The 19,584-nt window shown below is 50.2% G+C and carries 17 protein-coding genes; 9 read left to right on the plus strand and 8 right to left on the minus strand.

All coding sequences use genetic code 11. The annotated features are described in order from the left end of the window. Positions 1 to 158: 158 nt before the first annotated feature. Complete coding sequence (locus tag BN4_RS15770) at positions 159 to 968, plus strand: electron transfer flavoprotein subunit beta/FixA family protein (protein WP_015416409.1); 810 nt, start codon at positions 159 to 161, stop codon at positions 966 to 968. 9 nt (positions 969 to 977) lie between these two features. Continuing rightward, the gene (locus tag BN4_RS15775; RefSeq protein ID WP_015416410.1) at positions 978 to 1,991 is read left to right on the plus strand and encodes an electron transfer flavoprotein subunit alpha/FixB family protein; all 1,014 of its coding nucleotides are present in this window, start codon (positions 978 to 980) and stop codon (positions 1,989 to 1,991) included. An 81-nt stretch (positions 1,992 to 2,072) separates the two neighbouring features. Here the strand turns inward: BN4_RS15775 and BN4_RS17380 are convergent, their stop codons facing one another. The 4 genes from BN4_RS17380 to BN4_RS15795 all read right to left on the minus strand — a co-directional run bounded on the left by BN4_RS17380 (position 2,073) and on the right by BN4_RS15795 (position 5,601). Then, a complete protein-coding gene (locus tag BN4_RS17380; protein ID WP_015416411.1) occupies positions 2,073 to 4,148 on the minus strand; it encodes an ATP-binding protein in 2,076 nt (691 codons plus the stop codon). A gap of 10 nt (positions 4,149 to 4,158) precedes the next feature. Next, positions 4,159 to 4,620, minus strand: a complete 462-nt coding sequence (locus BN4_RS15785; protein WP_015416412.1) for a response regulator — start codon at positions 4,618 to 4,620, stop codon at positions 4,159 to 4,161. A 215-nt stretch (positions 4,621 to 4,835) separates the two neighbouring features. Continuing rightward, a complete protein-coding gene (locus tag BN4_RS15790; RefSeq protein ID WP_041720478.1) occupies positions 4,836 to 5,189 on the minus strand; it encodes a DsrE family protein in 354 nt (117 codons plus the stop codon). 13 nt (positions 5,190 to 5,202) lie between these two features. Beyond that, positions 5,203 to 5,601 carry an OsmC family protein gene (locus tag BN4_RS15795; protein WP_015416414.1) on the minus strand — a complete coding sequence of 133 codons (399 nt, stop codon included), beginning with the start codon at positions 5,599 to 5,601 and terminating at the stop codon, positions 5,203 to 5,205. 196 nt (positions 5,602 to 5,797) lie between these two features. Here BN4_RS15795 and BN4_RS15800 point away from each other — a divergent pair, with 196 nt between their 5' ends. Then, positions 5,798 to 6,355 carry a cysteine hydrolase family protein gene (locus BN4_RS15800; protein WP_015416415.1) on the plus strand — a complete coding sequence of 186 codons (558 nt, stop codon included), beginning with the start codon at positions 5,798 to 5,800 and terminating at the stop codon, positions 6,353 to 6,355. A gap of 13 nt (positions 6,356 to 6,368) precedes the next feature. Here the strand turns inward: BN4_RS15800 and BN4_RS15805 are convergent, their stop codons facing one another. Then, a complete protein-coding gene (locus tag BN4_RS15805; RefSeq protein ID WP_015416416.1) occupies positions 6,369 to 7,295 on the minus strand; it encodes a 4Fe-4S binding protein in 927 nt (308 codons plus the stop codon). A gap of 126 nt (positions 7,296 to 7,421) precedes the next feature. Between BN4_RS15805 and BN4_RS15810 the strand changes: the two genes are divergently transcribed. Next, positions 7,422 to 8,360 carry a DMT family transporter gene (locus BN4_RS15810; protein WP_015416417.1) on the plus strand — a complete coding sequence of 313 codons (939 nt, stop codon included), beginning with the start codon at positions 7,422 to 7,424 and terminating at the stop codon, positions 8,358 to 8,360. Between the two features lie 106 nt (positions 8,361 to 8,466). Here BN4_RS15810 and typA read toward each other — a convergent pair whose 3' ends face one another. Then, the gene (typA, locus tag BN4_RS15815) at positions 8,467 to 10,308 is read right to left on the minus strand and encodes a translational GTPase TypA (protein WP_015416418.1); all 1,842 of its coding nucleotides are present in this window, start codon (positions 10,306 to 10,308) and stop codon (positions 8,467 to 8,469) included. A 200-nt stretch (positions 10,309 to 10,508) separates the two neighbouring features. Here typA and aspA point away from each other — a divergent pair, with 200 nt between their 5' ends. Then, positions 10,509 to 11,966: an aspartate ammonia-lyase gene (gene aspA, locus BN4_RS15820; RefSeq protein ID WP_015416419.1), complete on the plus strand. Its 1,458-nt coding sequence runs from the start codon at positions 10,509 to 10,511 to the stop codon at positions 11,964 to 11,966. Between the two features lie 2 nt (positions 11,967 to 11,968). Here aspA and BN4_RS17385 read toward each other — a convergent pair whose 3' ends face one another. Further along, positions 11,969 to 12,751 carry a substrate-binding periplasmic protein gene (locus BN4_RS17385; protein ID WP_015416420.1) on the minus strand — a complete coding sequence of 261 codons (783 nt, stop codon included), beginning with the start codon at positions 12,749 to 12,751 and terminating at the stop codon, positions 11,969 to 11,971. 134 nt (positions 12,752 to 12,885) lie between these two features. Between BN4_RS17385 and BN4_RS15830 the strand changes: the two genes are divergently transcribed. Next, positions 12,886 to 13,683: a septal ring lytic transglycosylase RlpA family protein gene (locus BN4_RS15830; RefSeq protein WP_231856552.1), complete on the plus strand. Its 798-nt coding sequence runs from the start codon at positions 12,886 to 12,888 to the stop codon at positions 13,681 to 13,683. A 159-nt stretch (positions 13,684 to 13,842) separates the two neighbouring features. Here BN4_RS15830 and BN4_RS15835 read toward each other — a convergent pair whose 3' ends face one another. Beyond that, entirely contained in the window at positions 13,843 to 14,283 is a 441-nt protein-coding gene (locus BN4_RS15835) for a glycine zipper domain-containing protein (RefSeq protein WP_015416422.1), read from the minus strand. Between the two features lie 197 nt (positions 14,284 to 14,480). On the opposite strand from BN4_RS15835, the gene BN4_RS15840 reads away from it, so the two are divergent. The 3 genes from BN4_RS15840 to BN4_RS15850 all read left to right on the plus strand — a co-directional run bounded on the left by BN4_RS15840 (position 14,481) and on the right by BN4_RS15850 (position 19,124). Beyond that, positions 14,481 to 17,120, plus strand: coding sequence for a hybrid sensor histidine kinase/response regulator (locus BN4_RS15840; protein ID WP_231856553.1), 2,640 nt, complete (start codon positions 14,481 to 14,483; stop codon positions 17,118 to 17,120). A 21-nt stretch (positions 17,121 to 17,141) separates the two neighbouring features. Beyond that, positions 17,142 to 18,584, plus strand: coding sequence for a sigma-54-dependent transcriptional regulator (locus BN4_RS15845; RefSeq protein ID WP_015416424.1), 1,443 nt, complete (start codon positions 17,142 to 17,144; stop codon positions 18,582 to 18,584). Positions 18,585 to 18,851: 267 nt separating this feature from the next. Then, entirely contained in the window at positions 18,852 to 19,124 is a 273-nt protein-coding gene (locus tag BN4_RS15850) for an HU family DNA-binding protein (RefSeq protein WP_015416425.1), read from the plus strand. Positions 19,125 to 19,584: the final 460 nt, after the last annotated feature.

Consider the following 19,584-nt stretch of genomic DNA (forward strand, 5'->3'; position numbering starts at 1 on the left):
ATGATCTTTCAGTCTGTGGTGGGATGCTCAAGGCAGATGACCGAGTTGACGTTATAGAAATGAAAGACGATGCGTGATGAAGTGTCACTCGATTCGTTTTCGAATGACGGCGCGGGGAAGCCAGTGCGCTGTCTATGAATTCCAAGGAGAAAAATAGTATGAGCACCGATTTTCACATCGTGGTCTGCGGTTCCATTGTCCCGGACCCGCTTCAGACGCTCACCCCTCAGGATGGCCCCACCGGGCCGGTTTTGCAGAATGAAATGATGCTTCCGGCTGTGCTTGACCCTTGGGCCGGGCACGCTTTGTATGAAGCCGCCAATCTGGCCGCAAAGAATCCCGGCAGTCAGGTCTGGCTGGTGAGTCTTGGTCCCAAGGCCAAGTTGCAGCAGGTCATGATGGCTGTTTCTCAGAAAGCGCCATTTCAGCTTGTCGTGGCAGACGGGTCTGCATCCGGTTTTATGGATAGCTACGAAACTGCTCAAGCCCTGGCTGACACCATTGATGGCATTGACGGTCTGGATAAATCAAAAATGTTGCTTTTCGGTGGCTGGCAGTCTGCTTCTCGCGGTTCTGGCGCGGTCATGCAGATGATTGGAGAACTGCTTGGTGTGACTGAGCAGTTTCAGGGAGTGGACAAGGTCACTGTCGGCGACGATGGTTCCATTGAAGTTCTGGAGCGAGTGGAAGGCGGTGCCTACCAAAAATCAGTGGTAGATGCCGCTCCCGCTGTTTTCGGATGGGCCACTGGCGAACTTCCCGAGCCTCCCAATAATCCGCAGATTGGCATGCAGAACATGCAGAGAAACATGCCAGCCTTGCAGCAGGCGAAAGCAGCTGATGTTTTCGCCTCTTCGTTGAAGTTTGAAGCCGTTGAAGTTCCGCAGCAGCGCCGTGAGACTCGGGTGGTCAAGGATGCTTCGGTCGAAGATATGGCCAAAGAAATTGCTGAATGGCTCAAGGCCTAGGGAGTAAGCATGAGCACAATACTGTATATTGCACACACTGAATGCGATGGCACTTTGAGCAAAGTTGCCCTTGAGACCTTGTCTGCTGCCAAATCCCTGGCAGACGGAATGGATGCCGAGTTGGCTGTGGGGCTTGTCGGGGCAGATATCGTGGCTGCAGCCGATTCCATCGCTGCCTGTGGCGGCACTTTTTACGGCGTCACCGGTCCTGAGTTTAACGATGGTGTGTATTCTTCCGATCTCGCTGCTATCGAAGCTCTTGCCAAGGAATGCGCTCCTGAGATTGTTATCGGTCCGGCAACCTCTCGGTACAGCCGGGCATTACCAGGGCTGGCCATCCGCCTGGGCGGGCGTGTCGATACTCATCTCTCCGGTCTGGAGGCCGTGGATGGCAAACCTGTTGCCAAACGTTGGTTTTATCGCCAGCGTATGGAAGGAACTCTGACCCGTGAGGAGCGTCCCTGGGTTTTGACTTTGGATTCCGGCTGTGCCGTTGCATTTGATGGTGCCGGATCAGCTGAGGTCACAGTTGTCTCTGTGGATGTTTCCGGTGTGCGGACGAAATCCTTGGGAATGGAGTGCGTATCAGAAGACCAACAGACCATTCGTCCCGATGCCGAATTGCTGTTTGTGACCGGTGCAGGTTGGACCAAAAAACAAGCTGACGGACAGGTCCATGTGGATGTAGCGGAAGAGACCATCAAGAACTTCCTGGGTGTGACAAAGTCATCACTTGGGTCCTCCAAGTCTTTGGTTGATATATCCGGTGAAGGTGGTGCGGTCATTTCCTTTCTCACCCATATGCATCAGGTTGGGCAGACTGGCTCGTCTCCTCGTCACCCCAAAGGGCTTGCCACATGTTGCCATGGTGAGGAACCACATGTGGTTGGTTGGCGTTTCATCAAGGAACGTCGTGCCATTAATACCGATGCCGGTTGTGGCTGGGCACAGGGCAAGTGCGATGTCCTCTACGTTGGTGATGCCTTTGAGATAATGAAAAAGGTCAATGAATTGATTGGTTAATTCGAATATACGACAGACAAAAGGCCACCTTCACTTCATGTGTGGGTGGCTTTATTGTGCCTCAGCAAGAAAAAGAGTGCGTCATGATATGTGCCGCATGACACTGGATACTGCGCGAAGCAATTCATCGGCTTCATATGGTTTGGTGACAACCATTTCCATACCGGCATCAAGGAAGCGTTTTTTATCTGCCGATCTGGCGAAAGCGGTCAGGCCGATGACCGGGAGATCGTTAGGAACATTTTCCACAGCCCCGCTTCTGATGATTTCTGTAGCCTGGATACCATTGATAACAGGCATTTGAACATCCATGAGTACCAAGTCGTAGTGGCCTCGGCTCAGGGCATCAATGGCCTGTTGTCCGTTGCCGACTGTTGTCACGGAGTGTCCTGCTTTCCTGAGTAGTCGGGATGCCATGATGGAATTGACCTGTTCGTCTTCCGCCAATAGAATCTTCAGGGGACATGGAAGTTTCGTACACACGGCCTCGGAGTGTCCTTCTGCAATGATTTGGAAAGGGAGGCTTAGGGTAAAAATACTCCCTGCGCCAGGAATGCTTTCAAGGTGGATCATGCCTCCGAGGAGCCTGGCAAGTTGTCGGGATATGGATAAGCCCAGACCTGTTCCGCCGTATTGCTTGGTCAGGTAATCTTCCCCTAATGTGAAGCTGTCGAAGATGGCCGTGTGTTGATCCGATGGAATCCCGATCCCGGTGTCGGAAACCGAGAAAAGAATTGTCTGTGTCTCCGAGATGTTCTCGGGAGAACTCTCTCCCCGTTTCATGGTCAACTTGACCTCACCGGTATCCGTAAACTTGATGGCATTGAGAAGCAGATTGATCAATATCTGCCGAAGTTTGCTTGCATCTCCATAGACTCTTTCCGGCATGTCATCCGCTTTTTCAAGGATAAGCCTGAGTGACTTTGCCGTGGCGTTACTCATCAGGGAGTCGATCAGTTCAGTGACGGTCTCAACGAGATTAAATTTAGAATTAATGGCTTCAAGCACTCCGGTTTCCACGCTAGACAGGGAGAGCAGGTCGTTGAGAACTTTTGTCAGATGACGCCCGGCGTCCATGGACAGAGAAAGATACTCCTGCTGCGCGGGGGTGAGATGGGTCCCCATGAGTATTTGGGTCATGCCCAGAATCCCATTGAGGGGAGTCCTGAGTTCATGGCTCATGTTGGCAAGAAAGTGACTTTTTGCCTCATTGGCTTTTCGCGCTGCATGGCCTGTTTTCAGAAGCTCAGTTTCAAGACGATTGCGCTGGAGCGTCCGCCACGCGGTTTCCATGAGCAGAGACAGGCAAAGAACATCATCATCAGTATAATCTTCTGCTTTGTTGGCAACGCCAACAACCATGGTTATATGCCCGAGATCGATCACAGGGAGGCTCATGAGTCTATGCATAGGGACATGGCCGCTGGGCAGGTCCAGCTTGTTTTCCATCCCATGGTAGTCATTGACGATGAGAGGGCCTCTTGTCTGCACTGTCGTGCCTAGAAGCCCGGCGTGGGTCACTTTGCAGAAAGTGTTTGGCTCGGGAATGGTACAGTCTGCCTGGACCCGTGAAGACCAAGCATGAACCGCCAGTTCCGTCTCATTCTGATTGACGAGAAAGATGGACCCGTATGCGCTGAGAGTGAATCGGACACCGTATTCAAGGGCGAGTTGCATAACGGTCTCGTCCGGTACATCCTCCTGACGCATCAATTTATTGAGTGCGTCAAGATACTCACACTGTCCGTCATTTTTCTCTTTTGTCTCGGTGGGGATTTTTTCGCGAGCTATCGTTATCCACGTTATTTGACCATTGATTGTTTCAAGGTAGGTTTGAACATCCACATGCAGTATGGCTCCGTCACGGGTTTGATAGGTCCGTTGGCATCGGGCAACGCCTTCCCGCTCCATAGTCTGGTGGTGTATCGCCGGGAATCCGAGGTGTGTCTCTATGGTAGAAAGAGGCATTCCTTCGAGTTCCGGGTAGGTATACCCGAGGCGTTCACATGCTGTTTTGTTACAACCAAGGATAGGCACACACAGATCCCCGTGGTGAGGGATCGGAGGATGGACCAATACTATATCTCTGGTATGAAAACGCATCAGGTGATGAGGAAGAGGGAAGGAAGACATGGGCTGATGTGGCTCTGTTGACATGGGAAACTCTTCAACGGGCGGGCATGTGCCCAGGTGATGTCTTATCATGTTTGGTGACATGATGAGCGACGCAATTCAGAAGACTTGATTTACTGACAGGCTTGGCAAGGTAGTCAGTGCATCCAGCCTTGAGGCATCGCTCCTGGTCTTCTTTAAATGTATTGGCCGTGACTGCTACTATCGGAACGAGAGAGTTCCCTTGTTCCTGTTCGAAACCGCGTATTTGTCGAGTTGCATCGTATCCATCCATGACGGGCATCTGGATATCCATCAGAACAAGATCATATGATGTCTTTTTGAAAAGAGCGACAGCCTGTTCGCCATCCAGGGCAAAGTCGAGTTGACATGACGTGGGCTTGAAATAAAGCTCCATGAGTGCCTGATTGCTTTCTGAATCCTCGGCTACCAATATGGAATATGGGTGGCCTGATAATGCGGTTATGGCCGCTTCAGGTCCGATTCTCGACTTCACGAAATGCTCCTTGACCAATCTTGGGAATTTCGCACAGCGCGGGTGGCGTGGCCTCAGTTTTTTCGATGCCTGCAAAGGGGCTGAGTCCCCTTCTACAGACATCGTCTTCTCGGAGCCACCCCAAGCTTTAGCCAAAGGGAGTGGGAGTCCTGTCCGAGTATCATTTCAAACTATGGCACAATCCCGGAAGTATATCCAGGCATTGCCAAATCGCATCAGAAGGTCAACTGCTTCCAGCCATCCTTGATCATTTCCGTCACGGGCGTTCCGACATAGACGACGTTGAGGTCCAAAGCCTCCAACGAAGCTGTTACTCCGTAATTATCCGCACAGGCACGACATGCCCAGATTTCGACGCCGTCTGCCTTCATCTCCTTGAGCTTTGCCTGGATATCCTCATCTTCACTGACGAGTTTCGCGGATGGCCCCCAGATAATAAGCCGAACACGTCCCCACCATTCTTTCAAAAGCGCATTGTGTGCGTACATGAGGACAAGATTATGGGCGACTTCAGGGTTCTCGGAACTCCAGATGATAAAAATGGATTCGTTGAGTGGGATGTCGGTCATGGGTGTCTCCTTGTTAGTTCGCGATGATCTCGAAATCGAGGCAGTCGCAAACATGTTTTTTGACAGTGCATTGATCAACTGCCCGGATCAAGGCAGGGCGATATTTTTCCGGAAAACCTTCGGGAAGGGTTATTTCGTATGTCATTTTCTCGACTTTGAATCCCTTGTCGGCAAAATCGCACAGTACACGAATTCCCAGTCCCTCGTGATTCAATTCTCTCGTTTGGCAGAATTTTATGGCATAAAATCCCGCGCATGTTGAAAGAGAGGCGAGGAATAGTTGAAAGGGGTTGGGCGCAGTTCCTTCTCCCCCTTTGTCGGTAGGCTGGTCAGTCGCAATACTCAAGCCGTCTATTTCAGCGTTGATTTTTACATTCCCCTTGAAAACAATATCAATAACTTTCTGATCCATGTGTTTTTTTCTCCGAATTCAGTATGGGTACGTCGTGAGAAGAGTCTTTCTCTTCTTTGTGGAAGACAGGATAGCGAAGGCCATGATGCGGGGCAAGATGATGTTTGTCTTCATGATTTTTGATGCCCTCTTCAGATCAGATGATTGGATATGAAGTCGCTTCAATTGTATCAAAGGGAAATAAAAGGAGGCTACTATGAAAACAGCGTTGATACTGATCGACATGCAAAATGATTATTTCCCGGGTGGAGCCATGGAATTGGAAGGAAGTCTGGAGGCGGTATGGAAGGCGTCAGAGTTGCTCGAGTCATTTCGAAAGCGTGCACTTGATATTTTTCATGTCCGGCATGATTCAATCAAGGAGGACGCTTCATTCTTTCTTCCGGGAACTCATGGAGCTGAATTCCATGCCCGGGTTGTCCCTCGAGACGGGGAGCATGTCATTGTCAAAAATTTCCCTAACAGTTTTCGTGATACGGCTCTTTTCGATCAATTGAAAGAAGCTGGGATTTCCCGGCTGTTGGTTGCGGGCATGATGACGCATATGTGCGTGGATGCCACTGTCAGAGCTGCTGTTGATTTTGGGTTTGAGTGCGCTGTCGTGTCGAATGCCTCTGCGACCAGAAGGTTGCACTTCAACAAGACCAGTATCGCGGCCGCAGATGTTCACGGAGCTTTTCTGGCAGCACTCAGTGCAGCCTACGCCACAGTGCTGACAGCAGAGGAGGCAGGGGGCTGGGTGTCGCAGAAATAGGAGGTAACGGCTTCTATAGTGCGTCCACCAGGAGTGGTTCTCCTTTTTCCGGGGCAAGACGAAGGGAGAGTGCGTCTTTGGCGCAGGATTCGATGCAGAGACCGCATCCCATGCAGATCTCTTCGTCAATAACAGCTTTCCCATCGTCAAAACTGATAGCCAGAAATTGACATCTCTTGCCGCAGATTCCGCATGAGACACATTTTTCAGTGTCCACTTCCGCCAGGTAGCCCGATGAACACAGCATCTGGATACCCATTTCCTGCGCCTTCATAGCGCCACAGCAACATGAGCAGCAATTGCAGATGGCATAGAACCGCCCAAGCATCACATCCTTAAAGAAAGCATGAGAGACATGCCCCCTGGCATTTTCCGCCTTGAGAATGCTCACGGCTTCATCCACTGATATCTCACGAGTTTTGTCAGGGTGATGTTCCAGCATGAAGGAGCCGAAAGGATCGCCTATGAGAATACAGACATCCAGCGGCAGGCAAGGGTTTTTCATCCCGGCACGGCACGGACAGTCCAGCAGTACGATCTTTTCCGGGTTTCGCAGCACTATTTCGCGAGCACGGGTGTAGGGGAGAACATGTTCACTGACCTGAGTATTGACCGGTCGGTTGAGCTTGACCAGCTTGGTGGCTTCGGCCAAAGGCATGGCTTTTCCGTGATATGTATCGCTCCAGGTTGGTTTTTTCTGAGACGGGTCGCCCACTTTGCTTCCCTTGTCCGGGAGAAAAGGAGTCATGCGGTTGATGATGAAGATAAGCGGGGCCCAAAGATACCGCCACCATGGGGCTTTGTCTCCGGCCAAACCTATATAATGGTAGGCCCAGCGTCCGTAAATATATCCGTGAAGGCGTTCCAGAAAAGGAAGTCCATGGGCTTTGGCAGAGCGGAAATAGTTGATGGTCGATTGCTTGGCAAAGGGGAATTTCATGGTAAACAGGTGTTTTGTTGCAGGTTCAACGAAGCCCGAATTGTACCTGTCGCCTTAATAAAGTCAATGGACATCCTGAGTTTTGCGTGTCATTTGTGCAGCTATACCCTATCCTAGAGAGCTTTCATGTTACGAATTCTGCTTGTTGGTGTCCTTGCCTCCCTTTTTTTCAGTTCCACTTTTGTCCTTAACCGTGCCATGAGTCTTGAAGGCGGGCATTGGCTTTGGTCCGCGAGTCTGCGTTATTTCTGGATGCTGTTTTTTCTCGCGGTTTGGCTCGGGGTGACGGGGAAGGCTCGGTTGGGGATGGATGCTCTCCGACTGTTCAGGCAGCATCTCTTTTTCTGGATCGTAGCGGGCAGTGTCGGCTTTGGCGTTTTTTATGCTCTGATTACGTTCAGTTCCGTCTTTACGCCAGGATGGGTGGTGGCGGCAACGTGGCAGTTGACAATCCTGGCTGCACCTTTGGTCCTGCTTGGTTTTGGCAGAAGGGTCCCTTTGCGTGCAGTCGCACTGACTCTGGTCATTTTTATCGGGGTTGTTCTTGTGAATATCGAGCAGGCATCCGTGGCCAGTCTTTCTGAGACTCTCTGGGGAGCATTGCCCGTGCTTGTCGCGGCTTTTGCCTATCCTTTCGGCAACCAGTTGGTGTGGGAAGCCAGACGGGGAGAAAAGACGTGGCTGCCGACTCTGGATCACCCGGCCATGGACGATGCTGTTTGTCGTGTCCTGTTGCTGACACTGGGATCACTGCCCTTATGGGGAGTCCTGCTCCTCGTGATATCACCACCTCCACCTTCTGTCGGACAGGTCACGCAGACAGCTCTTGTCGCGGTTTGTTCGGGAGTCATTGCCACCAGTCTGTTTCTCTACGCCCGCCATGAGGCCAAATCCACGGCAGAGCTTGCCGCAGCTGATTGCACGCAGTCCATGGAGGTGGTTTTTTCCCTTGCCGGGGAGACATTCCTGTTGGGCCATGTCTTGCCGGGAACTCTCGGATGGCTTGGCATTGGACTGACGATGCTTGGATTGATTCTGTATGTTAAGGTGCAAGCTCGCAGCTGATTTTTTCATGAAGAGAAGGAATATGGGCTGTACCATGAGAAAAGGGGACCGCGATTAATCGCAGTCCCCTTTTCTGTATTCTTGTCTTGGGTTGGAAGAAGAGCTTTTATTCTTTACCCTTTTTCTTCTTGCCATCAGTCCGGTGACGAACAAGAGCGGACAACTCGATCTTGCGCAAGCGAATCGATTCCGGGGTGACCTCGACCAACTCGTCATCCTTGATGAAGTTCAGGGCGTACTCGAGAGTCATGGGTTTGACCGGAGTCAGGATGACTGCTTCATCTTTTCCACTGGCGCGCATGTTGGTCAGCTTCTTTTCCTTGGACGGGTTGACGTTGATGTCATTGTCCCGATTGTGCTCACCGATGATCATTCCCTCGTAAAGAGGATCGCCGGGAACGACAAACATACGACCGCGTGGTTCCAGGTTGAAGATACCGTACGCAACAGCCTTGCCAGTCCGGTCTCCGACCAGAGATCCGGTGTACCGTGAGTTGAATTCTCCACGATATTCGCCATATCCCTCCAAATAGGAGTTCATGATGCCGGTTCCCTTGGTGTCAGTGAGGAATTCATCCCGATACCCGATGAGTGCGCGGGAAGGGACGGAGAATTCGAGGCGAACGCGTCCTGTTCCGTTGTTGACCATATTGGTCATTCGGCCTTTGCGAGTCTGAATTTTCTCGGTGACGATGCCCATGAAATCTTCGTCACAATCAACGAAGAGGTGTTCAATGGGTTCCAGCTTCTTGCCATCCTTGAATTTGAAAATGACTTCAGGGCGACCGACGGACAGTTCAAATCCTTCGCGGCGCATTTGTTCCACGAGAATGGCCATCTGAAATTCGCCTCGTCCCTTGACCAGATAAGCGTCACGGTTCTCGGTGTCTTCCACTTGAATAGCGACGTTGAGCAAGGTTTCTTTCTGAAGGCGTTCGCGGATCTTGTTGGTCTGAACGTGAATGCCTTCCTTGCCTGCCAGAGGCGAGGTGTTGATTCCGAAGCGCATGGAAACCGTGGGTTCGTCAACCGTGATACGGGGCAAAGCCTTGGGGGATTCCTTGGTACAGATGGTGTCGCCGATGTGAACATCTTCGATACCGGCGACAACGACGATGTCTCCGGGATTACACGTATCAGTGGGAACGACTTTCAGACCGTCGTAGGTCTGGAGTTTGGTGACTTTGAGGGAGACCTCTTTGCCTTCGTCAGCCAGACAGATCAACTGGTCGTTGGATTTGACTGATCCGTGGTGGACCTTGCCGATGGCGAGACGGCCCAGATAATCGGAGTAGGAGAGGTCTGAGACGAGCATCTGGAATGGTTCGTTCTCGTCGTAGGAAGGGCCGGGGACCTTGTCCACAACCATGTCGAGCAGGATGTGCAGGTTCTCACCGCGCTCTTCAGGGGTTTCCATGGCAATACCATCACGGCCGATAGCGTACAGCAGCGGGAAGTCCAGTTGATCTTCAGTTGCATCCAGATCAATGAACAGGTCGTAAATTTCGTTGAGCACTTCGCTCGGGCGGGCATCCTGGCGGTCAACCTTGTTGATGACGACCATCAAGGCGAGTCCTTGCTCCAGTGCTTTCTTGAGGACAAAGCGGGTCTGGGGCAGTGGGCCTTCGGATGCATCGACGAGGAGAATGGCACCATCGGCCATTGACAGGGAGCGCTCCACTTCACCGCCGAAGTCGGCGTGACCGGGAGTATCAATGATGTTGATTTTGACATCTCTCCAGGAGACAGAACAGTTCTTGGCGGAAATGGTAATACCGCGCTCCCGTTCCAGGTCCATGGAGTCCATGATGCGGTCGTCCATTTCTTGTCCCTCGCGGAACAGGCCGGACTGTTTGAACATGGCATCCACAAGGGTGGTCTTGCCATGATCGACGTGGGCGATAATGGCGATATTGCGAAGTTTTTCGTTTGTCGTCTTGGTGGTCATGGGATCTCCAATAATATGTAATGGGCGCAATCGCGCAGGTGAGGGGGTACCCGAAACACTGCACGCTGGCAAGCAGAGAATGTGTGACACAGCAGAATACCATTCATCTTTTTTTGTTTATCGTATAGATTGTCTGGGTTGCAAGTGACCGTAATTCGGAAGATGCGCCGTGCATTATTGTGGGTTTAAAGGAGAAAAAAATGAATGAATACAGAATGGAACATGATAGTCTCGGCGAGATACTTGTTCCTGAAGATGCCTACTATGGTGTGCAAACCCTTCGGGCCAGAGATAATTTTCATATTACCGGAATTCCCATGGCTCATTATCCGCGTTTGATCGAAGCATTGGCGTATGTCAAACTCGCTGCCGCCGATGCCAATGCCTCTCTCGGGCTCTTGTCCGAGGAGAAAAGTCGGGCCATCGTCCGTGCCTGCGAAGAATTGGTTTCCGGAAAATTGCATGATCAATTTGTCGTTGATATCGTGCAAGGTGGGGCAGGGACGTCGGCAAACATGAACGCCAATGAAGTTATCTGCAACCGAGCTTTGGAACTGATGGGTTTCAAGCTGGGAGATTATGACCATCTGCATCCGTTGAATGATGTTAATATGTCCCAATCCACCAATGATGTTTTTCCGTCAGCGCTCAATATAGCCTTGATCCTCGACCTGCGCGAGCTTATGGACGCCATGCGCGTCCTTCAGAAAACCTTTGCTGCCAAAGGGCTGGAATTTGCCGATGTCCTCAAAATGGGCCGAACGCAATTGCAGGATGCTGTCCCAATGACGTTAGGTCAGGAATTCACGGCGTGGTCCGTGATGATCGGCGAAGATGTACAGCGTGTGGACGAAGCCGAGGACCTCGTCTACGAGATCAATATGGGAGCCACGGCAATCGGAACAGGATTGAACGCACATCCTGACTATGCACGAACTGTGACAGAAAAACTTATCGAGGTGACAACACTGAATCTGACCATGTCGCCGGATCTGGTGGAAGCAACACAGGATACGGGGGTCTATGTTCAGCTTTCTGGGGTATTGAAACGGGTTGCGGTCAAACTCTCAAAAATTTGTAATGATTTGAGGCTGCTCTCGAGCGGACCTCGATGTGGTTTAAACGAGATCAACCTGCCTCCCATGCAACCCGGATCATCCATCATGCCGGGTAAGGTCAATCCTGTTATCCCGGAAGTCGTGAATCAGGTCGCTTTTGCGGTGGTAGGGAATGATGTCACTGTTTCCATGGCCAGCGAGGCCGGGCAGTTGGAATTGAATGTGATGGAGCCTGTTATCGGGTATTCTCTCTTTCAGTCCATCAATATGTTGCGTCGAGGGTGTCTGACGCTGGCGGACAAGTGCGTATCAGGTATTACAGCAAATAGGGAGCGATGCAGGGAACTGGTCGAACATTCCATCGGACTCGTCACAGCCCTTAATCCGCATATCGGGTATGAGAAGTCTGCCGAGATAGCCAAGGAAGCAATGAGAACCGGAGGATCGGTGTATCAGATCGTGTTGGACAAGGGATACCTGAGCAAAGATGAATTGGACGATATTCTGAAACCGGAAAACATGATCAAGCCGCGATATCTGCGGTGCTCTCCTGATAGAGTCGAAAAGACAGCCTTGTGTGAGAAAGAAGCCAATTCATAGGATTATTTGTATTTTAAAAGGATGGTTGCCATGCGGCCATCCTTTTTCATTGTCGCCAATTCCCGGTTAAAACTTTTAATGAATACTTGACTGCACGTGTTCTTGTTAAAGGCGAATCTGTATGGGGCGCTTGCTATCGGCTTCTTGCCGTATTGAAAAGTGTCGGCCTTGATTTCCGGTGAGTTTCTCATAATCCATTCAGCAACGGTCTTGTTGGTGATTGCCCCATCAAGTCGGCCGCGTTGTATCATCATCAGGAGTTGTTTGGTCGTATTGGCTTTGTGGGAATGAATGAGTTTTCTGTCGAGCAGGGGCTGTAGGGTGGGATAATTGAAACCATGAACAATGCCTATGCTCAATCCGATGAGTGATTCCGGAGGTTTAGGGAAGCGTGGTTTGCGGTAGATGAGCACGTCACTGGATACGATGATCGGATCGGTCCAGAGATACTGATCCGGATTATCAACCCATTCCCGAGCTTTCGGATAAGCGTCAACCTCCCCATCTTTCACGAGCAGACTGTTTCGCAATTCAGGTGACACTGCATAAGTGATGGGAATTCCGTGTACGCGGGCTATTTCTTCCATCACATCCAACATGATACCTGCGAACCGGAAATGAACTTTATCCACGATGACATAGGGAGGCCAGCCTTGAGGGGGCACTGCAACAATAAGAGCCTTGGGGGTCTCTCGGGCATGGCCCGAAAGCGCGCAAGCAAAGAGTATGCTGGCGAGGAGGACAAGGAACCGGAGAAGTCTGTCGAGTTTCTGAAAGCGTTGCATTGGATATCGTTATCATGATTTCTTGTATTGACAGTTCTAATCTAAGTGAACTCCCTCCATGAGTCCACATTTTTCAATGTTGAGGCTGCGGTTGCTTTTCCATGGGAACTCCTTTATCTTTTATAGAGTATCTCATGACATTATCAAGTCGCATGACGAGAGGTGGAGAGTTGATGCGTCGGATCATCATGCTGTTGGGTATAGCCCTTTTTACGACCATGGCGGGATGTGCATCCATCAACCCGTTCCAGAAACATGTCTACTCCACCCCTCCCGGCAAAACGGATTCTGCCGTTGCCCGAAGTTACGATCCCAAGATCAAGCCCTATACAGTCCTTGGCAGGACATATTATCCCCTGAAGAATGCAGCCGGATATGATGAAGTCGGTATGGCCTCTTGGTATGGTGAAGATTTTCATGGTAAAAAAACAGCCAATGGTCAGCATTACAATATGTATGGTGTTTCGGCTGCACACAAGACGCTCCCTTTGGGGACACGGGTCAGGGTGACAAATCTTGCCAATAAACGGTCTGTTGTCCTGGTCGTCAATGATCGTGGGCCGTTTGTCCGGGGGCGGATTCTTGACCTTTCCTATGGGGCAGCAAAAGAATTGGGGACAGTCGAGCAGGGGGTGGCCAGAGTCCGAATCACGGCTCTTAGTTCGATGCCTGCAAAGACTCGGACTGTTGCCCGGACAGCTCTCAAATATTACTCAGTTCGCGTCGGAGCGTTTGCGCTTCGGGACAATGCGGAACGCACATACAAACAACTCCTTGCCTCCGGATACCATAATGCCAATATTACCACTATTGTCAGCAAGGGGGTTCGCCTGCATGTTGTCCAGGCCGGGAGTTTTATCAGTCGGGATAAGGCAGAACAAGTTCAGCAAAGGCTCAAGCCGGAATTTCCGACTTGTTACATCATTAGCTGATTCAAGTGACTCTCTGGTAGCAGAGGCGAGAATGTTTTTCCTGCCTCTCCGCTAGTGTTGCGTGAAAGCTGTTCGAACACAGACACAAAAAAAGACAGCGACCACTATGTGTTTAGGACACTCTGGTGCTGTCTTCTTGAAAAGCTGTCAGGCTTTTCGTTACTGCTTCAGGTGCCAGACGCCGTGATCATCGCGCCAAGCCTTGGCCATGACTGTATGCCCTTCCTTTTCATCCTTGATGACGATATCCCGGTAGACCTTGTTGTCTGCCATGTAGGGCAAATCCGGAGTTGCCGAGTATGATTCGCCGGTATCAGGGTTCTGCCAGGATGTTGTCTCGCCTGACTTGGTCGTTTCAAGAACGCGTTGGACCTTTTGCTCGTCGCTCTTGTCCCATTCATTGCCTACGATGTACCCCATGAGGACTCCGACACCGGCTCCGACTGCGGCACCGAGGAGTTTGTTCTTGAATGTCAACGCACCAATGGTGGCTCCAGCCAGACCTCCGACAGATGCTCCCTGTTGTGCCCTGTTGGCGGCGCATCCGAATCCGGTGGCCAGGAAGCAGAAGAGTATTGATGTGACGAAAATTTTCTTCATAGTTCACCTTTCCTTTTGAAGTTATGAAGTGACTATAGCGCACATGAGGAATGAATGTACATAGTGTGCAAAAAACAGTGCAAAAATAAAAGGTGAAAAATCTTTGGTATCTCCCATGAACCAGGACGGTTGGGATCAGCTTTTGCATAGTGATGGAATCGCGTATCATCACTCGTGACAGCGAGAAGGAAGTCGGAATGCCCATGAAAATAATGATCAAATTTTGTCTTTTTCTGGTTTTGACCTGTTTGGTACCCAATGGGGCACAAGCGGAAAAAGCCAAAAAGAATGTTCTCTACCTCAATTCATATCATGACGGATATCAGTGGTCTGACTCCATTATGGATGGGGTTCGATCAATTCTTGATGAGAGCGAATTCAAAATAAATCTTCAAGTCGAATATATGGATTTCAAGCGGTATGAGCATGATGCCGTTTCTGGAATGCTTCTTCGGCTCTACAAGGAAAAATTCGCGCATGAAGCCTTCGATGTCGTGATGGCCGTGGATGACGATGCCTTCATGTTTGCAAGTGAATTTCGAAATGAATTGTTTCCGGGTGTCCCGCTGGTCTTCTGCGGTGTGAACGATTTGAAGGACGGAGCGCTTAAGCAAGGCAACGTGACTGGTCTCGTGGAGAATTTCAACCTGATGCAGACTTTGGATGTCGCCCTCAAGTTGCATCCGGATAAGAGACGGATGATTGTCGTGGGAGATACTTCCACCGCCGGATTGGCTATCAAGCAGCAGGTTGAGCATGGTGTCGAGAAGTACCAGCCGCATCTTGAAGTTGAATACTGGACTCGACTGACGCTGGCTGAAGTGCTTGAACGGGTCAAGGTGCTGCCATCGGATACCTTCTTGTTTTTCATCCCGTACTATCAGACCATTGGCGGGCGCTTTTACACTGCTGAAGATGTCATGGCCGCCATTTATAGGCATTCCGCTGTTCCTATTTACACGGCATGGGAGTTCCTGCTGGGTAATGGTGCAGTGGGGGGAAGGATGTTGTCGGGCTTCAAGCATGGGCAACAGGCTGCATCTGTCGCCCTTCGGATTCTCAAAGGGGAATCCGCAGACAGCATCCCTGTCTTTAAGGAGCCGACAGGTGAATATGTCTTCGATTATCAAGTCTTATGGCGGTTGGGTATCACAGAAGAGCTTTTACCTCCTAACAGCCGTCTGATCAACGCACCGAGTCCATTTTATGAGTTGCCCAAGGAACTCTTCTGGACCATTATCGTGAGTTTTGTGCTGCTCTTGGTTGTCATGGCATTTTTGGTCACGACCATGACTGAACGGCGTAAGGTTGAAAGAAAAATCAAGGACCAGTTGGCTTTTCAGGAAACATTGATGGACGCTGTCCCTCAGCTTGTTTCATGGAAGGATCGTCAAGGAATATATCTCGGAACCAATCGGGCCTTTGCAGAATTCTTCGGTGGTGAAGGAAGCGGTAATGGGGTGAATTGGCTGGCCAAAAATGACACACGTGATCCTGAGCATGTTGCCTGGGCAACCGGGGCAGACTTGACTGTGTTGAGTCAAGGGGTAGGGCTCAGGAAAGTTCGACGCAAACTCATGGATGCCAATGGCAATCATGCGTGGCTTGAGATCAACAAGGTGCCCATTCATGATCAGGCCGGAGCGATCGTCGGTGTATTGAGCACGGCCGAGAATATTACCAAGGAGCGCAATCTCGAAAAACAGCTTCTGCAATCACAAAAGATGGAAGCTATTGGAACTCTGGCCGGAGGAATTGCACATGATTTCAATAACATATTGACATCAATTATCAACTCTACAGAGCTGGCCGTGGGAGATGTTGATTCGGATTCAGTGACCAGTAAAGATTTGCAACGGGTGCTGAAGGCCGCGCGGCGTGGTGGCCGGGTGGTGAAGCAGATTCTCGCTTTTAGTCGGCCTTCCACCGAGGGATTCCGCTCAACGGATGTCGGGAGTGTTGTTTCAGAAGTCCTCGGTCTTCTCGAGGCCTCCATGCCCAGTAATATTCGGGTACGTTCAAGTATCGCTCCCATGCTTGACTTTGTCCGTGCAGACCCGACTCAGTTGCACCAGGTGGCCATGAATCTCTGCACGAATTCATTTCATGCTCTGCGAGGGAAGGGCGGTATTATCGAAGTCCGCGTGGACCAGGCTGTTCTCGCCAAGGAAGATGCCCGTATCCTGGGGCTGGCTCCCGGTGAATATGTTCGTATGAGTATTGAGGACAACGGACCTGGTATTCCTCCTGAAATTATTGATAAGATATTTGATCCGTTTTTTTCTACTAAGGATAAGACCGAAGGCACCGGGTTGGGGCTTTCCGTAGTGCATGGTATTATACGCAGTCACGGAGGAGGGCTTCAGGTTACCGGCAGGACCGGCGGCGGCACTGTTTTTGAAATTTATTTGCCCAAAGTGGACAAAAGTGACGTTGAATTACCCAGCAGCGGTACATTCACGATTCCGGGATGGGCGCACGTCCTTTTCGTGGAAGACGATTATGATCAATTGCACACCACGCCGCGTCTGCTCAGGACCATGGGGTATGAAGTGACAGCGATTCGAGACCCGGAAGAGGCCATTGTCCGTGTCAAGGGAATGCCACATATATTCGACCTGCTTATCACTGATTATGACATGCCTGGCATGAGCGGGACTCAATTGGCAATAGAAGTTGCTCATCATGTCCCCAATATGCCGATTATCCTGGTTTCCGGTCGTGAAGATGCTGCGACTGCCGCTGCCCACTTGCCCAATATCCGTCAGGTGGTTATCAAACCATATGACAAGGATGACCTGTCAGAAGCGATTTCGGCGGTCATGAATTCGAAATAAGGAACGCCAAAGGGGATCAGCGTGGCGAATATATTGATCATAGATGATGATTTCGAAGTCTGCGAAACCATGGAAAGCCTCATCACACGGCTGACGCATCAGTGCGATGCTGCCCATACGCTTGAAGAGGGACTCCGACTCGCCCGAGCTAATGAATATGATGTTGTTTTTCTGGATGTCCGTCTCCCGGATGGCAATAGTCTGGATATGTTGCCAGACATAATGGCTCTGCCGACACCACCGGAAGTGATTATTCTCACCGGAAAAGGTGATCCTGACGGAGCCGAATTGGCGATTGTGGGAGGAGCTTGGGATTATCTCCTCAAGCCTTCGAGTGTTCGGGAAATATCCCTAACCCTTGGTCGTGCATTGAAATATCATGAAGAGAAGGTTGGCAAGGACAAGGGAGATAGCCTTGATCTCGCGAATGTTGTCGGAGCGAGTCCCTCCATTCGAGCCAGCTTCGAACTCATGGCTCAGGCTGCCCGCTCGGATACCAACGTCCTCATCAATGGGCATACTGGAACCGGAAAAGAACTTTTCGCTTCGACCATTCATGCCAACTCCAAGCGGAGAAGCGGACAGTTCGTCGTGGTTGATTGTGCTGGGTTGACTGAATCTCTGGTCGAGTCAACGCTATTTGGCCATCGCAAAGGGGCGTTTACCGGAGCACAATCAGACAGGATCGGTTTGATCAAGTTGGCCGACGGTGGAACACTCTTTCTGGATGAGATTGGTGAGATTCCTCTTTCCATTCAGAAAGCGTTTTTGCGCGTGTTGCAGGAACGAACTTTTCGTCCTGTCGGTGATACTCGTGAACAGACAAGTAATTTCAGGTTGATAGCAGCTACCAACAAAGATTTGGACCAAATGGTCGAAAAGGGAGAATTTCGCTCTGACCTCCTCTTTCGTATTAAAACAATGCGTATTTTGCTGCCTCCCCTTTCTCAAAGGCCGGAAGATATTCGCCCGTTGGCTGAATTTCGAGTCAAAAGGTTGTGCGAGCAATACGGCATGGGAGAGAAGGCTTTTGGCTCGGATTTCTTTTCCACGCTTGAGAGCTATTCCTGGCCGGGAAATATTCGGGAACTGTTTAATATCCTTGAGCGAGCCGTCATCGCTGCCGGGGATGAAAAGACACTTTACACCATGCATTTGCCCCGGACTCTTCGTATTCAGGTAGCCAAGTCGCAGATCAAAAGAATGACGGGGTCGGAAGTCGTCGCTGATGTCCCTGTCGCGCCCGGCGGTGGGGGAGTCTGGAAAATTGGACAGGAAATTTTTGAAGATATTTTCGATCAGGAGTTGCCAACCTTAAGGGAATTCAAGGGGATAGCAGAAAAAGTCTACCTTGGGGAATTGATCCGCCAATGCGGTGGTGATCTGCAAAAAATTCTCAAGGCTTCGCAACTTTCTCGTTCTCATTTCTATTCTTTATTGAAAAAATATGGATTGTCGCTCTAATGGGTATTGAAATTGTCTGAAATATACTCCATAAGGCTGAACCAACTCGCCTGCGTAATACCATATTGTGTGGGTCTGTTTGTTACACTGAGCGAGTGAAAGACTGTATTCCCCTATGGATAATGTTTTCTGACAGGGGGATTCTTGTTTTTTTGTTACAGAAGCCGATTTTTGACTTCCTTTCAAAACGCCAAGCGTGTAAGGGGAGTTAATACTTGAGCGTATAATGTACGTTGATCACTTTTATAAACCACTAAGGAGAGACAGATGACCAAAGCAGAACTTGTTGCAAAAATCGCTGACAAGAACGGCTCCTCCAAAGCACAGGCTGAAGCTTCAATGAATGCCATTCTTGACACCATCAAGGACGAACTGGCCGCAGGGAGCAAGATTACCCTGACCGGTTTCGGCACCTTCAGCGTGAGCGAACGTAAGGCCCGTACTGGCCGTAACCCCCGTACCGGTGATGAAATCAAGATCCCGGCATGCAAGGTTGCTCAGTTCAAGCCTGGAAAGGTTCTGAAAGAAGCCGTCAAGTAACTCGGTTTTTGAAGAAATATGAAGACCCCATCCTCAGGGATGGGGTCTTCTTGTTTTTTTGAGTGCCTACTTTCGTCAATGTTTTTCTTTTTTTAGGCGGTTCTGTTTGTCTGACCCGAAAAAAGTGGGTGAGAGCAGGGCGACAAAATCAGATTTTACGACTATTACTTGTCTTCAGAGGGAAGTTCCTGGTTGGGTGTACTCGAACTGTGTGTTCATTGAATGCGCGATACTACTGATTTGTGAGTATATCTTCCCTAGTATTGCATACTGGACACGGTCAGTCTGAAAAAACGGACAGCATGGAATGACCCAAAAATACAAGTCTTTTTAGATAAGATGCACGAAATGGATGTTTTTTTATCCGTTGGGAGACCTCTGCTTGCTTTTCTTGTCTTGTTTTTCGGACTGAAACGATCGTGTATCAAGTGTGACAATTTTATTTTTTTTAGCTATCTCA

The organism is Pseudodesulfovibrio piezophilus C1TLV30 (genome assembly GCF_000341895.1).
Lineage (GTDB): Bacteria > Desulfobacterota > Desulfovibrionia > Desulfovibrionales > Desulfovibrionaceae > Pseudodesulfovibrio > Pseudodesulfovibrio piezophilus.